Origin of the sequence: Collinsella sp. 1033st1_E11_1033SCRN_220408, assembly GCF_039062465.1 — a bacterium.
Classification (GTDB): domain Bacteria; phylum Actinomycetota; class Coriobacteriia; order Coriobacteriales; family Atopobiaceae; genus Parolsenella.
This window is the reverse complement of record NZ_JBCLNF010000007.1, coordinates 1-17023: the sequence shown is the minus strand read 5'-3', so window position 1 is coordinate 17023 and position 17023 is coordinate 1. Positions and strand designations below refer to the sequence as shown.

Sequence of the window (17023 nt, the reverse complement as noted above, 5' to 3'; positions counted from 1 at the left end):
CGTCTATTCCTGAGTCTTAGGAAGCGTAGGCGCGAAGCCGTCGTCACGAGTGAAGATGTTCATAAACTCCTCGCCCGTGATTGTCTCCTTCTTCTGGAGGTAGTGGGCAATCTCATGAAGCTTGAAGCGATGGGCCTTAAGCGTGTTAAGGGCGGTCTGATGGCCTTCCTCGACCAGACGCTGTACCTCCGCGTCGATCTGCTGCGCGGTTCCCTCTGAGCAGGTGAGCTCGGCGCCGCCGCCCAGGTAACGGTTACGCTGCTGGCCGAGAGCAACCATGCCAAACTTGTCGCTCATGCCAAGCTGGGTGACCATGGCTCGGGCGATGGAGGTTGCCTTCTCGATATCGTTGCTGGCACCACTCGTCATCTCGCCGAAGATGATCTCCTCGGCGGCGCGGCCACCACACAGGACGGCGATCTTGTTCTTCGCCTCCTGGCGAGTCGTGAGGAAGTGCTCGTCCTCCTCGACCTGCATGGTAAAGCCGAGGGCGCCGGAGGTACGCGGAACGATGGTGATCTTGGAGACGGGGGCGGAGCCCTTCTGAGCCGCGGCGACAATGGCGTGGCCCGTCTCGTGGTAGGCGACGACCTCCTTCTCGTGCTCGGAGAGAACGGTCGACTTCTTCTTCTCACCAGCGATGACGACGTCGACCGACTCGACGAGGTCCTCCTGGGTCACACGCTTGCGACCAAAGCGAACGGCGCGCAGGGCGGACTCGTTGATGATGTTTGCGAGGTCAGCACCAGAGGCGCCAGGCGTCGAACGAGCGATGACGCCAAGGTCGATGCCATTCTCCATCTTCACGTCATTCGCGTGGATGCGAAGGATGGCCTCGCGACCGGCAAGGTCAGGGAGCTCGACGGGGATGCGGCGGTCGAAGCGGCCGGGACGCAGAAGTGCCTGGTCGAGGGACTCGGGGCGGTTCGTCGCGGCAAGGACCACGATGCCCTTCTGGTTATCGAAACCGTCCATCTCGGAAAGGAGCTGGTTCAGGGTCTGCTCGCGCTCGTCGTTGGAGTTGAGGGAGCCATCGCGCTTCTTGCCCACGGCGTCAATCTCGTCGATGAAGATGATGCAGGGAGCCTTCTCCTTGGCCTGCTTGAACAGGTCGCGGACCTTCGCGGCGCCACGACCGACGAACATCTCGACGAACTCAGAACCGGCGATCTGGAAGAACGGAACGCCAGCCTCACCAGCGACGGCCTTCGCGAGCAGCGTCTTGCCCGTGCCCGGAGGGCCGACGAGAAGCGCGCCACGCGGGCAGCGAGCACCAATCTCGGTGTACTTGCCGGGATTCTTGAGGAAGCTGACGATCTCCTGGAGCGACTCCTTGGCCTCGTCCTGGCCAGCGACGTCCGCGAACTTGACGCCCGTCTCGGTGCCCTTGACCTCCTTGGCGTGGCTCTTGCCGAGGCCACCGCCCATGCCAAAGCCGCCACCGCCGAAGTTCATAGACGGGCCGTCATCACCCATCATCTTCTTCATGCGACGGTTAAGCCAGATACCGCCAACGATCGCCAGAAGCACGGGCAGGCCGTAGACGAGCAGCATGTACATCCACAGCCCGGAGTTCTGATCCGCGATCTGGGCCGAATAGGTGACGTTGTGCTTGTTCAGGCGCTCAGAGAGCGTGTCGTCATTGGGCCACATGGTGGCTCGATAGGTGACGTTCTCCTCGTCCTTACTCGTAAAGGTGATCTTGCCGCTGCCGGTGTCGAGCTGGACGTCGGCAACTTCATCATCGTCAACCATATCAATGAACTCGCTGTACGAGACCTCACGCACCTGGGCGCGCTCGAGGCTTGGATACACCACTGATTGCAACGCGACGATTGCCGCGATGGCGATGATCACGTACAAGATCATCGATTGGCGCTTTTTCTTGTCGTTCATTGTCCGTCCTTGGCTTCGGCTTTAGATGGAGTCAAGGATACCCAAGCGGACGTTCCTGAAACAGACATCCGAACGATTACTGAAAAGCTAGGCAGCGTCACCGCGTTCAGGCAGATCGCCGTTTCGGTAGGCGTCGAGAAGGGCCGTCAGGTCATCGATCTGGGCGCGAATGTGAGCACCCGTATCCGTGTCCGCGACCTTCAGCGGACGAGGATTCACCTCGAGCTGGTCATCATCGGAGTAGATGTCGCCACGGTCAGCCACGACATCGCCTATCTCATCATAAGGGCGGTGCGCCTTTATCCTCATACCATTCGCGTCAACGATGAGCGTGTAGCCAGCGATGCCCGTCTTCGAGTGGTAGGCGCGGCAGAAGCCGCCATCGATGACGAGACGTTTGCCGGCGCCACGGATTGGGGTCTCTCCGGAGGCCTTCGACACGGGCGTGTGGCCGTTGATGATGTGGCCGCCCTCGCCATAAAGGCCAAACTCCTCGAGCACGTGCTGACAGACATCGGGCCTGCAGGCGAGCTCGAAGTAGGGATCCTGGTCCTCGACCCAAGTCGAGCGGTCCTTCACGAAGGTGCGCTCGAAAGTCTTCACCTTGCGACCGGCGAGCGGGCTCGAGAGGCCGCACCACATGTACCACATCCAGTCGAGCGTCTCCTCGGAGTGGTCGTGCCAGGCACGGCGAGCGATGCGGTCGCACGCGTCGAGGTACGCGCGGCCGGCGATGTGGCGGTCCCCCACCCTGATCGGACGGAAGCTGCCGTCCTTGCGCATGGGAACACAGCCATGGAAGAGGAGGTTGCCGTTGTAGGCAAGGTAAACAGAGCCATGCTCATAAAGGAAGTCAACGTGGCGGCGGAGGCGACGACTGTTCGTGAAGCTGTCCACGAGACTCGTGACAACGCGTCGCTCGTCCTCCGTCAGCTCGTAAGGATGCTTCAGGTCGAGCGTTGGGAAGTCCTTCGTGGTGAGCTCGTACTCGTGCCCGCCGATACGGACCGTGCCCCTCTCGGCGTTCACATGCTCGAGAAGAAGCCTGTCCCCCATGTCAAACTCGGGACGACGAGCAATCACCTGCCCCATGAGCTTGAACATGATGACGGAGATGGCCTTCTCGGTAGGGCTCAGTGACTCGCCGTCGCGGTAGGTCTTCTCAGCAAAGAGTGCAAGCTCGCGGAGCTGGATGCCGTAAGAGCCCTCGAGAATGTCGAGGGTGTCATAGTGGACGTTGTTGCGCACGACGGTTGCCACGCACACGGCGGAACCAGCTGCGGCACCCATCCAGCAGATATCGTGGTTGCCCCACTGGATATCGAGCGAGTGGTAGCGCAAGAGGCGGTCTACGATGGCGTCGCCGTGGGCACCGCGGTCATAGATGTCTCCCACAACGTGCACGTGATCGACGGCGAGGCGTTTAATCAGCGACGCCAGGCTGCGAATGAAGTGACCGGCGCTTCCCGTCTCGATGATCGACTCGATGATGCGCCCGTGATAGGCGGCGCGATCGGCCTGCTCGCCGGGGCTCGCGTGGAGGAGCTCGTCGATTATATAGGCGTACGCCACCGGCATTGCCTTACGCACCTTTGAGCGAGTGTAGGCATCAGACAGGTAACGGGCGAGCTCGATAAGCATGCCGAGAGAGGCTCTATACCAGGAAGGCGTGTCCTGCTTCGTCTCTTTGATGCGCCTGAGCTTCTCGTCGGGATAGTAGACGAGCGTGCAGAGCTCTGCCTGCTCGCTCGGGGTGAGGCGATGACGAAATACCGCGCGAACGCGCTCGCGAATAACGCCGGAGCAGTTGTTGATGATGTGGTCGAACTGTTCGAAGTCACCATGGACGTCAGAGATGAAATGCTCCGTCGCCTTGGGCAGGTTGAGGATTGCCTCGAGGTTGATAACCTCGGTGAAAACGGCTTGACAGGTAGGGAACTTCTCAGAGAGAAGCGTCAGGTACTTGATCTGCTGCTCTGTGGCAAAGCACTGCGGCACGGCGCACCCCCGTGGTCGATGGACGTCCTGCCATGGTATGACGCACGCGCCGTTTTTAACGCACTGTTCCAGGATGCCCATAGATTGACCACGATTTACTGGTCAACTTACTATAGGAAATGAGCGAGGCCTAGTAGTGAACGACCACCACGTCACCGACCTGAGTTGCGGAATAGAGGTCAGCGGCCTTATCGGATGGCAGGTTGATGCACCCATGGCTGCCGGCGTACTGATAGATGGTGCCGCCGAAGCTTCCACGCCAGCTCGCGTCATGGAAAGCCCAGAGGTTATCGATGAAGGGCATCCAGTACTTCACGTGGCTGATGTAGGACGGCTGCTTCGTCGCGGGATCGATAGCACCGCGGAGCTCGACGTCTCCGGATGCGCGATTGCCGTTGAGCGCGAAGACTCCCGTGGGCGTATCATGGCCCTTGGAGTGGTCACCGGTGACGCAGTCAGACTCCCAGATGACCGCACCCGAGTCGTCGTACATGCGAACATGCTGCTCGGTAAGGTCAACATCGATGTAGCGATTGCCCCAATCCCTGCGGCCCGCATCAGGAGCGGCGTTGGCCTCGTGCTTCGTGGGGACCGCGATGGGATCCGTAGAACCAGCCTCGACGGCCTGCTGGAGCATGGGCGCCAGAGCCTCCTCGTCAATGGTCCAACCGTAGAGGTTATCCCAGTGACCCGTGCCGGCAGGAACGGTGACCTGCTTGCCGTCAGGGCGCGTGTAGGTACGCTCCGCGCCGCGGGTGTCATACAGGGCGCAGAAATCGGTCTTAAGCCACTCGTTCAGCTTGTTGGCGTCAATCGTGGCATTGAGCTGGTCATCCAGCGCGATCCAATTCGAGATCTGGGCGCGGGTGACCTCGCCGGCCTGCATGCCGTTGAGCGTAAGCGGGATGTCCGCCTTCATGAAGCGATTCGCGTTCTGGGCGGAGGTGGCCAGGCTCGGCTCATCCTGCGTGACCTTGGCCTGAACGAGGCAGGAATCATCAAGCGTGATGCTCGCAGGCAGGCTCATGACATCCGTCGAGATCTTCTTGACGGTAGCGTCCATGTCGATGGCGGTGCCAACAGTCTCGGGCACGACCTCGTACTGCTGCGTTTGCTCCGAGAAGCCAATCGTGGCATCCGTTGGCTGGGTCGCCGTCTTGTTAATCTCATCGACGAGGGGTGACAACAAGGCATCGAGCTGATCCTCATCAATGGAAGCACCCGTCGTAGGCTTGATGTCACGAGAGGCAAGGATGCGCAGGGGCCATTCCCAGGCATGCTGCTGCGAAACGATATCCCTGGTATAGGCGCCCTGGTCAAATGTCAGGTTAACGTCACTCCCGGAAAGGTCAAGGTCGATGCCGTCTCCCTTGACCTTCGTCTTATAGGTAGACGCCTTGGTGGCGAACTCGGCGCTTACGTCACTTGCAAGCCTGAGTGAGACGTCGGTACCGTCAAGCGTCGTGCTGGGCATGAACAGAAATGAAAACGCAAGAACGCCGGCAAGGTAGGCTGCGAGGACGACGCCGGCGATCACCGCGAGAACGATGAGCGCGACCTTGCCCTTGCGACCTTCCGGCTTCTCAGGGGCAGCGGTGTGCTTTCCCATACTGGGCTTCGATTCTTTCCGCATTGAGGCTATCTGTCTTCCCCGGCCTACGCAGCCGCTTGTTTCCCGACACACAGTATGCTGTATCGTAGCGCATGGAGAAGACAATGACTCCCGCCATTCGGCTTCCATGGCATCGGTTTAACAGATAGCGACATTTGTCCCAACAAGGACGGGCATCAAGCCGCCTCGCCTCCGTCCGCGGGACCATAGCAAGGGGATAAGAGCATGGGCATCATTCGCATCGATTCCGCAAACGATCCGCGCCTTGACGTCTACGCGCGCCTTACGGATCGCCAGCTCAGGAGCCGACTCGAGTCAACCTCTGGCGTGCTCGTCGCCGAGAGCGAGAAGGTCGTTCGTCTCGCTATCGCACAGGGGCTCGAGCCCTTCTCCCTCTTGCTCGAAGAGAGACAGGTCGAAAGGCAGGCGGACCTCGTGAGGCTCGTCGAGAGCATGGCGGGCGCCGAGGTCCTCGAGCACGCCGGCCATCTCGAGATAAAACCGGTCGACGACCTCCCCGTCTACGTGCTCCCCCATGAGGAGATATCGAAGCTCGTGGGCTACAACGTGACGCGCGGCGTCCTCTGCGCCATGCGCCGCCCCTCTGAGCTGAGTGCAGCCGAGCTCCTCGCCTCCATGCCAGAAGCTCGCCGAGTTGCCATTCTTGAAGGCGTGACCGACGCCACGAACGTCGGCGCCGCCATGAGGAGCGCAGCGGCTCTTGGCGTAGACGCGGTGCTCCTCACCCCCACCTGCTGCGACCCCCTCGTGAGGCGCGCCGTCCGCGTGAGCATGGGAACCGTGTTCCAGGTGCCCTGGGCGCGCTTTGGCGTCTGGCCCAGCGCAGGCGCTGCAGATGCGGACGGCATGGCGCTCCTCCGCAAGCTCGGCTTCAAGACCGCGGCGCTCGCCCTTCGCGACGATTCCTATTCACTTGGTGACCCAGAGCTTTACGGCATAGAGAAGCTCGCGATGCTCTTCGGGACCGAAGGCGACGGCCTGGCATCCGAGACGATCGAGGCGTGCGACCTCACCGTCCGCATCCCCATGCAGCACGGCGTGGACTCCCTGAACGTCGCCGCTGCGACGGCCGTCGCGTTCTGGGACCTCTGCAGATAAACAATGGCACGCGCCCCAACAGACTGAGGTCGCTTAAAAAACGGGACCCGCCCACACGGACGGGTCCCGCAAACGTCAAATCACCTGAAAAAGGGACTGTCCCTTTTTCAGGTCGGCACGCGCCGCAAGCGCAAGCGGTGCGCAGGGCAAACGTTGCTCTAGTTGAACTTCATCAGCTTCGAGGCAATGCGATAGATGCCAAGCGTGAACTTCTCTCCGGCCTTCGTGGGGAGGTTCGTCGCGATGCCTACGACGCCCATGCGTGCGCGGCGGTACATGCGCTTGTCATAGTGCTTAAGGTGCACCCAAAGCTTGTCGCAGTTCTCCATGGCATCCGGAGCATCGCTCAGGCGGGAGAAGATCGAGCAGACGGCCATCATCAGGGTGAAGTAGCCGATCATGTAGTTGCGGAGCTTCGTGCTCTCGATGTCGTAGAGGTGATACGCGTCCATCATGATGCGTGTGACGCGCAGCTGCTGGTCGATGCGGCTGACCATGACCTTCTCGTTGACGGACTGGTCATCGCGGCCAATGAAGTAGCGATAGAGGTCGACGTCGAGGTAATAGAGCGTCTTGCAACGCGGCAGCGGCACATAGGCATAGATGTTGTCCACATAGAAGGTGTGGGCGGGCATCGGGACGCCGCCGTCACGAAGGACGTCGGTGCGATAGCACAACGAGTGCATGAGCAGGTTCTGGGCCATGTTGAAGTGGCCGATCTTATCCCAGGTAATCACCTTGCCGCGCTTAAGCGCATACCTGAAGTCAACAACGTTGTGCGTGTTGTCCTCAACGTGCTCGTAGACGTAGTTGGTAATGACGAGATCCACGCGCATATCGCGCCACTCGAAATCACGAAGCGTCGAAAGGAGCTTCGAGAGAGCATCCTCGTCAAGCCAGTCATCCGAGTCAACGACCTTGAAATAGAGGCCCTCGGCGTTCTCGAGCGCGGCAAGGACGGCCATGCCGTGCCCACCGTTCTCCTGATGAACGGCCTTGACGATGTTGGGATAGCGGTTCTGCCACTCAAGGGCTTTCTCGTACGTGTTGTCCTTGGTGGAGCCATCGTCAACGACGACAATCTGCACGTCATCGGCGTAGTCGCTGCCCTCGAGAATCGAGGTGATGCAGTGATCCATATACTCGGCCGAGTTATAGCACGGGATGCCGAAGGTTATGGTCTTGCCCTTTGCCATACGAGAAATCTCCTGGTTGCCCTCTGCCTTAGCAAGGCATTGTCTACACGGATAAGAGCGCCGGCGCCGCATGGACGCCGGCAACTCCCTAAAAGAACGAACTAGTTGTGAGCCGCGACGAGCTCGTCGGACAGGTCGAGTGCGCTGGCGACGACACCGTCCATGTCATAGTAGCGGTACTCAGCGAGTCGACCCACCGGGTGGAAGTTCGTGAGACGGCTCACGCGGTCGAGATAGCGCTGGTAAAGCGCCTTGTTCTCGTCCTCGAGAATGGCGTAGTAAGGAGTCTCGCCACTCTCGGGCGTATAGGCCTTCGAGTACTCCTTCATGATCGTCGTCTTGCCCGGAACGACCTGACCCGTCATGTTCTTGAACTCGGTGATGCGGGTGAAATCCTCCGTCGTGGTGTAGTTAACGGTGCCCACGGGCTGGAACTGGTCCTCATCGAGAGTCTCGAACACCATGTCGAGCGTACGATACGGAAGGGCACCGAGATCGAGGCCAAAGAGCTCGTCGAGCGGGCCGGTGTAGACGATCTCGCCGCCGTAGGGCTTGCCGCAGACCTTCGCATAGTCCTCGTCGATCGTAAGGATGTCACGGACGTCGACACCGAGGAAGACGTCGATGAGGTCATGGTCGAGCAGGCGCTCGAAGAGCTTGGTGTAGCCCTCCGCCGGCATGCCCTGGTGCGCGACGCGCGGGAAGTAGCGCTCGTCATCGCCGACGAAGACCGGAACGCGGCCGGTAACGGAGGGGTCGACCTGGTCGGGCGTGGTGCCCCACTGCTTCATCGTGTAGTAGAGGAACACGTTCTTGTAAACGTAATCCGCGACCTCCTGGAGATCCGGATCGTTCTTCTCGCGAAGCTCGAGGATGGGGACCTTCTTGTTCTCGCCAAAGGTCTCGACGAGCTTCTGGTAGAGGGCCTCGCCGCGCTCCTCGCCAAAGGCGAGCTTCAGGCTCTTGTGGTTGAAGGGGACCGGCATGAGCGTGCCGTGGATGTTGGCGAGCACCTTGTGCTGGTAGTCCGTCCACTCGGTGAAGCGAGAAAGGAACTGGTGGACACGCTCGTCCTGCGTGTGATAGATGTGCGGACCATACTTGTGAACAAGAATGCCAGCCTCGTCCTCGTAGTCATACGCGTTACCAGCGATGTGGTCGCGGCGCTCGATGACGGCGACGCGGAAGCCACAGGCCTCCGCGAGACGGCGAGCACAGACCGAACCCGCATAGCCAGCTCCGACAACGATCATGTCGTAGCTGTCGGCAGAAAAACCAGCGGGAAGCCCGTTTGCGATACCCATTCATGTCCTCTCGACAAACTTGCGGTTCAAACGTGACGCACGCCATCGTTCTAGAGCGATAACGTGCGTCCAATCTGCATGTCATTCTATAGCAGACAACCTTATAATGACTATCGTGTCATCCATTGCCAGCAAAACGCCAAAAAAGGAGCGAACGTGAGCGATTTCCTAGATCGTATGAAGACTGCTGCAAAGGCTGAGAAGAAGACCATCGTCCTTCCCGAGGGCGAGGACCCGCGCACCATCGAGGCCGCCAAGAAGATCGTCGAGGAGGGCCTCGCCAACCTCGTCATCCTCGGCAACCCGGACGAGATCCAGGTTGAGGGTGTCACCGTCATCGACCCCCGCACCGCCGAGCGCAAGCAGGCCTACGCCGAGAAGTTCGCCGAGCTCCGCGCCAAGAAGGGCGTCACCCTTCCCGAGGCCCTCGAGCAGATGAACGACGCCACCTACTTCGGCACCATGATGGTCAAGATGGGCGACGCTGACGGCCTGGTCTCCGGCGCCTGCCACTCCACCGCCAACACCCTGCGTCCTGCCCTGCAGATTCTGAAGACCGCCCCGGGCACCAAGCTCGTCTCCGCCTTCTTCATCATGTGCACCAAGACCGAGCAGTATGGCGCCGACGGCACCCTCCTGTTCGCCGACTGCGGCCTGAACATCAACCCCAACGCCGACGAGCTCTCCGAGATCGCCCTTGCCTCCGCCGAGTCCTGGAAGGCCTTCATGCCCGGCGTCGAGCCCAAGGTCGCCATGCTCTCCTTCTCCACGATGGGCTCCGCCAAGGGCGATGTTCCCACCAAGGTCCAGGAGGCCGTCAAGCTCGCCAACGAGAAGAACCCCGAGCTCGCCCTCGATGGCGACCTGCAGCTCGACGCCGCTCTCGTTCAGAGCGTCGCTGATCTCAAGGCCCCGAACTCCACCGTCGCCGGCAACGCCAACATCCTCGTCTTCCCGGACCTCGAGGCTGGTAACATCGGCTACAAGCTCGTCCAGCGCTTCGGTGGCGCCGAGGCCTACGGCCCGGTTCTCCAGGGCATCGCCAAGCCGGTGAACGACCTGTCCCGCGGCTGCTCCGCTGACGACATCGTGGGCGTCGTCGCCATCACCGCCGTCCAGGCCCAGATGGCCGAGTAACAGGGCGTCACATATCGCACGCCAACGGGGCGCTCGCATTCACCTGCGGGCGCCCCGCTTTTTTGGCCTCGCATCCTAGCCGGCGCGTCCTTGTCGAACAGAAAAGCCGAACGATACCGCGCGACAAACAGCCAGCGAGCATAAGGCAATCGCGAAGGGTCGCCCAGGGAGAGCCTACCCGCGCCTTCGCAAGGGGCGCGAAAAGCACCGATACGCAGCAAACGAAAACCCCGGCCGCGAGCGACCGGGGTCAAAGGAAGGCTTATATTCGCAACCCGCGTCTAGGCGATATGGTGCGGGCCCGCGTTGAGGACGGCCTCATCAAGCTCCGGATAGCGCTTGCCCATGTGGATCTCGAACATCGACGCGAGCTTCTCCGCTGCCTCGTCATAGGCCTCGCCCGTCGCCCAGGTATTGCGCGGGTTGAGCACCACAGGGCTCACGCCCGGGCACTCGACCGGGATGTCGAGGTTGAGGCGATCGTCGTGCTCGTAGCCTGCGTTGTCGAGGTCGCCCGAGAGTGCCGCCGCCACGAGCGAACGCGTCACGGCGAGGCTGATGCGATAACCCGTGCCATAGGCGCCACCCTGCCAGCCCGTGTTCACGAGGTACACGCGAGCACGGGTCTTGTCGATGCGCGATCCCAGCATGTCTGCGTAGACGCTGGGCGCGAGCGGCATGAACGGCTCACCGAAAAGCGCGGAGAACGTGGGCTGGGGCTCGACGACGCCCTCCTCAGTACCGGCGACCTTCGAGGTGAAGCCGGCCATGAAGTGGTACATGGCGGCCTCACGGGAGAGCTTCGAGATTGGGGGAAGAACGCCAAAGGCGTCACACGTGAGGAACAGGACCACGCTCGGAACGCCGCCACGCCCGTCAAGCTTGACGCTCTTGATGTGCTCCACGGGATACGCGACGCGCGTATTCTGGGTGCGCGAGACGTCCGTGTAGTCCGGCTCGCGGCTCTCAGGGTCGAGAATGACGTTCTCGCACACGGCACCAAAGCGAATAGCCTGATAGATATCAGGCTCGGCGATGGGACTCAGGTCGATGGCCTTGGCGTAGCAGCCGCCCTCGATGTTGAAGATGCCGTGCTCTGACCAACCATGCTCGTCATCACCGATGAGCAGGCGGTTGGGGTCTGCGGAGAGCGTCGTCTTGCCGGTGCCGGAAAGGCCAAAGAGGACGGCGGTCTGGCCGGTCTGCGGGTCGATGTTGGCCGAGCAGTGCATGGACAGAACGCCATCCTCGACCGGGAGCAGGTAGTTCATGTAGGAGAAGATCGCCTTCTTGATCTCTCCGGAATAGCCGGTGCCGGCGACAACGATACCGCCGTGGGCGAGGTCAAGGATGACGGCCGCGGAGGAATTGACGCCATCGGACTCCGGGTCGCAGTGATAGCCCGGGGCGGCGAGGACGTAGATGTCCGGCTCACCGAAGCTCGCGAGCTCGCGTGCCGACGGGCGAACGAGCATCTGGTGGATGAACAGCGCCTGGCTCGCGCGCTCGCAGATGACGCAAACCTTGCGGGAGTGGTTGCGGTCAGACCCGGCAAAGCCGCGGACAACGTAGAGTTCGCGCCCGTAAAGGTAGCCAGCGACGCCCGAACAGATGCGCTCGTAGCTCTCGCGCGAAATGGGGGCGTTGACCTTACCCCAGCACACCTTGTCATGGATCGCCGGGTCATCGACCACGAAGCGATCGAGCGGAGAGCGCCCCGTGCGCTCCCCCGTGTCGACGACGAGAGAGCCATTCGATGCGAGCACGCCCTCGCCATTGGCAAGGGCCGCCTCGACGAGCCTCGCGGGCGCAAGATCCTCGTTCACCCTGGCGCTGCCAGGAACCGTTTGCTCACGCTTGAGAAGACGCCCCGTAAGAGTCTGCTTCATGATGGTTGCCTCCAATACCCCCTGCCTCGCAAAGCGAGGTGATGTGCCTCTGCCTCGCGAAAAACGAGCCTTTGCCCAGGCTCGCGCGGCGCGAGACGTCATTGGCGCTTTGATACCCAATGACATGAGAGCGAAAGCGCCCCCAACGGCAGGCGGCGTTCATCGTGCCGTCAACGGGATTTGGAGACTGACGCCAGGCTTGCTTGAGCCAGGCGGAAAAGGCGGCCGCAGGGGCGCTAGGCCTCCACGCGGATGGAGACGATCTTGGGCTGGTCAGCGGGGGCAATGGTGCCGTTGTTGTCGCTTGGCTTGGCGGAGTCGCAGACGGCGTCGACGACATCCAGGCCGTCCGTCACATGGCCAAACGCCGCGTACTGGCCATCGAGGTAGTCCGCATCCTCCTGCATGATGAAGAACTGCGAGCTCGCAGAGTCCATAGCCGAAGACCTCGCCATGGAGATGGTGCCGCGCACGTGCTTGATGGGGTTGTCGATCCCGTTGTCGCTGAACTCGCCGACGATGGTCTCGCCCGAACCGCCCGTACCGTTGCCCTTGGGGTCACCGCCCTGCATCATGAAGCCCTGGATGATGCGGTGAAACGTGAGGCCATCGTAGAAGCCCTCGTTGGCGAGCTTCGCGAAGTTGGAGACCGTGATGGGCGCGGAATCCGCGTCAAGCTCGAGCGTGATGGTGCCAAAGCCCTCGATCTCGATCGTGGCGGCATGCTTACCGCTTGCGAACTCACCCGTTGGCGTGGAGGCCGCGGAGGCGCCGGAGGCGGCAGAGGTTGTCGCGGGCTTCGTGTCGCCGCCGCATGCAGAGAGGCCCAGGACGGCGACGCCAAGGGTGGCGGAGACGAACGTACGACGGCTGATAGAGCGAGACATGGGGCCTCCCAAGGAATCGTGAGTTAACCCGTTTAGTGTAACCCGAAAAACCCGAGACCCTAAAAGGGCAAGACAAGCACACGAGCACCGAGCCTTGCCGCGTCGTCCTCGTCATGCGTGGCCACTACGAGGGAGCGTCCACGAAGTTCGCTCACGACGAAAGCGCATGCAGCATCGCGGGAGGCGGCGTCAAGCCCTGCGAAGGGCTCGTCGAGAAGGACGACATCGCCCGGGGCGGCAAGGGCTCGGACGAGCTCCACGCGCCGGCGCTGCCCGCCAGAGAGCTCGCGCACGGGCGTACGCGCATCGACGTCGGGAAGAACGAGAGCGAGCATCTGCTCGAGGCCCTTCTCGGAATGACGGGGAGACGCGAAGAGGAGGACGTTCGCAAGCGCGGAGGCGTCCTCGAACAGGCGCGCGTCTTGGAACTCCGCTGACACCCGAGGCGCGAGGTCGGCCCGGCCCGCGTCTGCCGAGTCAAGGCCGGCGAGCACGCGCAGCAGGGTGGTCTTGCCGGCACCGGATGGCGCCATCACGCAGAGGCGGCCACCCGAAGCGAGGCTCAAGGACACGGGGCGTCCCGCGGCGGCACCATGAGGGAGGATGAGGCCGTCGGTCGCCATCGCACCGCGAGCGGGCTCGCCAGCCTCACCCATGGTTTCATGCGCACGGAGGCGGCACGCCAGGCGAAGCGACGCCGAGCCGCTTAGCCCCAGGAGCCAGAGCGCGACCCTCTCGCAGAGGCTCGCGCAGGCGATCACGAGAAAGGTCCAAGCAAAGAGGTCTCCCGTCTCAAGCAGGAGCTTCGCCTGATATATGCGCTCGCCGATGGTACCCGCGGGCATACCGATGAGCTCGGCGGCAACGCCCGCCTTCCAGCTCATGCCTACGATGGCCTCGCTCGTGGCACAGAGATACGGCAGAAGCCCGGGCCAGGAGTACGCGAGGACACGCCTCATGCCGGAAACCCCGTGGACCTCCATAAGCTCCGCCATAGACGCGCTCGCGTGGTCAAATCCCTCGAGAGCGGAGAAGTAGATTGCCGGCAAGGCCATGAGGAACACGGCGGCGACGCTCACGTTGGCAGCGCCCAGCCACATGAGGAGCAGGACCACGACGCAGACGACCGGCGTCGCCTTGAAGACCAAAAGCGGCGGCCGGACGAGCTCCCGCGCGATGACGTAGCGGTGCGACATGCCCGCCAACGCAAGCGCCACGACATAAGCGGCGAGAAGCCCTCCCATAATGCGAGCTCCGGAAACGAGCAGCTTAGACCACACGCCCACGTCACACATCAGCTCGCCAAGGCACGAGACAGCCTCGACGGGGCCAGGGAGGATCAGCGGCTGGTCGATAAGGAGCGTCGCGACCTCCCACACGAGAAGCCACAGGAGCACGGATGCGTTCCGCGCGCGGGCGTTGACCTTGGAATCCGAGGATGAGCTGGATGCAGGCACTGCGGCACGACCCTAGGCGCCGTAGTAGAAGTCATCCCCAGGGAGCGAGCCGCCCACCGAGGAAGCGTCGAACTGCGAGAGGACGTCAAGGTATCCCGAAAGGGCGGCCTTCATGTCGTCACCTGCGAGGCAAACGAGGTTGCAACCCGGAATGGCCTTCTCGGCAACGGGCGCCGCGTCGATGATGCCATGGTCGACGACGGACTGGGCGTAGGTGGCAGGGTCCGCCTTCACGACCTCGACCGAGCTCTCCTGCTGGGCGAGGAACTCCTCGACAGCCTGGGCATTGTTCTCGGCAAACTCGCGACGGACGATGGTGACACCCGTGACCATGCGGGAACCGTCGGTCGCCAGGGAGTCCCAGACATCCGAAAGCGCGACGGGCGCGGAGAGGCTGTCGTTCTTTGCGAGCGCGGCGGTCTTGTAGGGCTCAGGCAGGACGCCGACGGCGGACGGATCCGCGGCGAGGGCGCTCACGACCTCAGCAGCCTCGCTCTTGAACTCGAGCGTCACGGCGTCCGTGATGCCGGCGCGATCGAGGAGATAGCCCATGACGTACTCCGGCGTCGTCCCCTTGCCCGTGAGATAGACGGTGCGTCCGGCGAGATCAGCGAACTCGGCCACGGAGGCGTCTCCGGTGACGATGCTCAGAACTCCCAGCGTGTTGATGTCGAGAGCCTGAATGGCACCCTGCGTCTTGTTGTAGAGAACGCTCGAGACGTTGGCGGGAACGAGGGCGATGTCGACGTCTCCCGAGATGACCTTGGGAAGGACCTCGTCCGCCGTACCGTAGACCTGGAAATCATAGGTGTTCGTAAGACCGGTCTGCTCAAGGGAGGCCTTATCCATGAAGGCGACGAGGCCGATGGACGTGGGGCCCTTAAGCGACGCGACGCGGACCTCGACGGGGTCGGACGAGGTGGCGGCGGGAGCCGTGGCCCTCGAGCCACAGGCCGCAAGCGACAGAGAGGCCGCAACGGAACCCACGACGAAACCCTTCCTGGTGACAGTGATGTTCATACTTGTTCCATCCTTCCACATCATGCATGCCGCTCGAGGCAGCGATTCATGCGAGAGCCTAAATGTGTCGCATGCCGCACCTCGCGCAAGCTCCCCTGCAGTCTTCCTACTTGCGCGCGAGCCCATCGACGGCCAAGGCCGCCTGGCGAGGGTTTGCCCGGAAGAAATCCTAGCAGGGTTTCGCGCGGAGATTGCCGCATACGTAACGTCCTCATTGGCGATGAGGCATTTCGAATGAGGGGACAGCTAACGCGTCTCGTTCTCTCCGGCCAGATACTACAATCTGAAACAGCAGACATAGCAGGCAACCGTGCCTGCCCGATAAACGCAAGGAGCCGCCATGTCAGTCGTCAAGATCTCCCTCGGAGAGTTCTCCGCTGCAATCGCTAGCAAGGGCGCCCAGCTCACAAGCCTCGTCCGCAACGATATCGAGTACCTGTGGCAGGCGGACGCCAAGTGGTGGCCTCGCAGCGCCCCCATCCTCTTCCCCATCGTGGGAAACCTTCGCGACGGATTCGCCATGTCCGCCGAGGGAGAGTGCCACATGGGTCGCCATGGCATCGCCCGTAACTATGAGCACGAGGTCATCGAGAACACCGGCAGCTCCGTGACGTTCCGTCTCGACAGCACGCCTGAGATGCACGCGAGCTATCCGTATGATTTCCGCCTTGAGATGACCTACGCCCTCGAAGGCGAGGGCACGCTGCGCCAGACCTTCTCGGTAACGAACACGGGCAAGGTCGACATGCCCTTCTTCCTGGGCGGACACCCGGCATTCAACATTCCCGTGGTCGAGGGTGAGGCGTTCGAGGACTATTCCCTCAAGTTCACGCGCCCCTGGACGGGCACCACGCCAGGCCTTACCTCGGATGGCCTTCAGGACTACGCGCACATGACCACGCTGTTCGAGGACTCAGACACGCTGCCGCTCCGCCACTCGCTCTTCGACGACGACTCCTTCATGTTCACCGATGTCCCCGACGACATGATCACGATGGTGGGCCCCTCCGGTCACGGAGTTCGCGTCGATTTCCCGGACTTCCCCTACATCGGCATCTGGAGCGCGCTTCCCGCGGCGGACGGCACGCCGACGCCCTTCGTCGCGCTCGAACCCTGGTGCGGAACCGCAACTCGTACCGACGAAGACGACACCTTCGAACTCAAGCAGGGGCTCCTGATGGCTGCGCCGGGCGAGACCGTCAGGCGGACCTTCACGATTACGGTGATGTAGCCACCTGAAAGGTTTGGGCCCCTCGGGCTCTGTTCTCCACTCAGACAGTTTCGGCGCGTTGCGCCGAAAAACTCGTGGCGAACAGAGTCCGAGGGGCCCTTCTTGTAGCGGCACGTCACGAAAGGCACGTAAGCAGAGGGGCGGCCGCTCAACGCGACCGCCCCACAGGACGAACGTTATATCCGGCCGGTTCAGGAGCGCGCTAGCTGTTATGTGCCATGACGTTGTTTACACCGAGTATGCGTGACATCGGAGGCAGGCCCCCGCACGCGCTGTG

The 17023-nt window shown here is 62.1% G+C and carries 12 protein-coding genes; 3 read left to right on the top strand and 9 right to left on the bottom strand.

Features of this window, described 5'->3' with window-relative positions:
* Positions 1-3: 3 nt before the first annotated feature.
* The 3 genes from ftsH to ABCN07_RS06225 all read right to left on the bottom strand — a co-directional run bounded on the left by ftsH (position 4) and on the right by ABCN07_RS06225 (position 5503).
* Complete coding sequence (ftsH, locus tag ABCN07_RS06235) at positions 4-1896, bottom strand: ATP-dependent zinc metalloprotease FtsH (RefSeq protein ID WP_343005870.1); 1893 nt, start codon at positions 1894-1896, stop codon at positions 4-6.
* An 87-nt stretch (positions 1897-1983) separates the two neighbouring features.
* Positions 1984-3894 (bottom strand): fructose-1,6-bisphosphatase, encoded by a 1911-nt coding sequence (locus ABCN07_RS06230; RefSeq protein WP_343005869.1) that lies wholly within the window; start codon positions 3892-3894, stop codon positions 1984-1986.
* A 130-nt stretch (positions 3895-4024) separates the two neighbouring features.
* Complete coding sequence (locus ABCN07_RS06225) at positions 4025-5503, bottom strand: L,D-transpeptidase family protein (RefSeq protein ID WP_343005868.1); 1479 nt, start codon at positions 5501-5503, stop codon at positions 4025-4027.
* Between the two features lie 228 nt (positions 5504-5731).
* Here ABCN07_RS06225 and ABCN07_RS06220 point away from each other — a divergent pair, with 228 nt between their 5' ends.
* Positions 5732-6625, top strand: coding sequence for an RNA methyltransferase (locus tag ABCN07_RS06220; protein ID WP_343005867.1), 894 nt, complete (start codon positions 5732-5734; stop codon positions 6623-6625).
* Between the two features lie 158 nt (positions 6626-6783).
* Here ABCN07_RS06220 and ABCN07_RS06215 read toward each other — a convergent pair whose 3' ends face one another.
* Together ABCN07_RS06215 and glf are read right to left on the bottom strand one after the other, a co-directional pair.
* Positions 6784-7821 (bottom strand): glycosyltransferase family 2 protein, encoded by a 1038-nt coding sequence (locus ABCN07_RS06215; RefSeq protein ID WP_343005866.1) that lies wholly within the window; start codon positions 7819-7821, stop codon positions 6784-6786.
* Between the two features lie 101 nt (positions 7822-7922).
* The gene (gene glf, locus ABCN07_RS06210) at positions 7923-9125 is read right to left on the bottom strand and encodes a UDP-galactopyranose mutase (RefSeq protein ID WP_293814078.1); all 1203 of its coding nucleotides are present in this window, start codon (positions 9123-9125) and stop codon (positions 7923-7925) included.
* A gap of 156 nt (positions 9126-9281) precedes the next feature.
* Between glf and pta the strand changes: the two genes are divergently transcribed.
* Positions 9282-10262, top strand: coding sequence for a phosphate acetyltransferase (gene pta, locus ABCN07_RS06205; RefSeq protein WP_293814077.1), 981 nt, complete (start codon positions 9282-9284; stop codon positions 10260-10262).
* A 281-nt stretch (positions 10263-10543) separates the two neighbouring features.
* Here the strand turns inward: pta and pckA are convergent, their stop codons facing one another.
* The 4 genes from pckA to ABCN07_RS06185 form a co-directional block, all read right to left on the bottom strand.
* The gene (gene pckA / locus ABCN07_RS06200) at positions 10544-12151 is read right to left on the bottom strand and encodes a phosphoenolpyruvate carboxykinase (ATP) (protein ID WP_343005865.1); all 1608 of its coding nucleotides are present in this window, start codon (positions 12149-12151) and stop codon (positions 10544-10546) included.
* 236 nt (positions 12152-12387) lie between these two features.
* Complete coding sequence (locus ABCN07_RS06195; RefSeq protein ID WP_343005864.1) at positions 12388-13038, bottom strand: peptidylprolyl isomerase; 651 nt, start codon at positions 13036-13038, stop codon at positions 12388-12390.
* Between the two features lie 59 nt (positions 13039-13097).
* The gene (locus ABCN07_RS06190) at positions 13098-14495 is read right to left on the bottom strand and encodes an ATP-binding cassette domain-containing protein (RefSeq protein ID WP_343005863.1); all 1398 of its coding nucleotides are present in this window, start codon (positions 14493-14495) and stop codon (positions 13098-13100) included.
* Positions 14496-14507: 12 nt separating this feature from the next.
* Positions 14508-15515, bottom strand: coding sequence for an ABC transporter substrate-binding protein (locus ABCN07_RS06185; protein WP_343005862.1), 1008 nt, complete (start codon positions 15513-15515; stop codon positions 14508-14510).
* A 340-nt stretch (positions 15516-15855) separates the two neighbouring features.
* On the opposite strand from ABCN07_RS06185, the gene ABCN07_RS06180 reads away from it, so the two are divergent.
* On the top strand, positions 15856-16746 hold the full coding sequence (locus ABCN07_RS06180) for an aldose 1-epimerase family protein (protein ID WP_343005861.1): 891 nt from the start codon (positions 15856-15858) through the stop codon (positions 16744-16746).
* Positions 16747-17023: the final 277 nt, after the last annotated feature.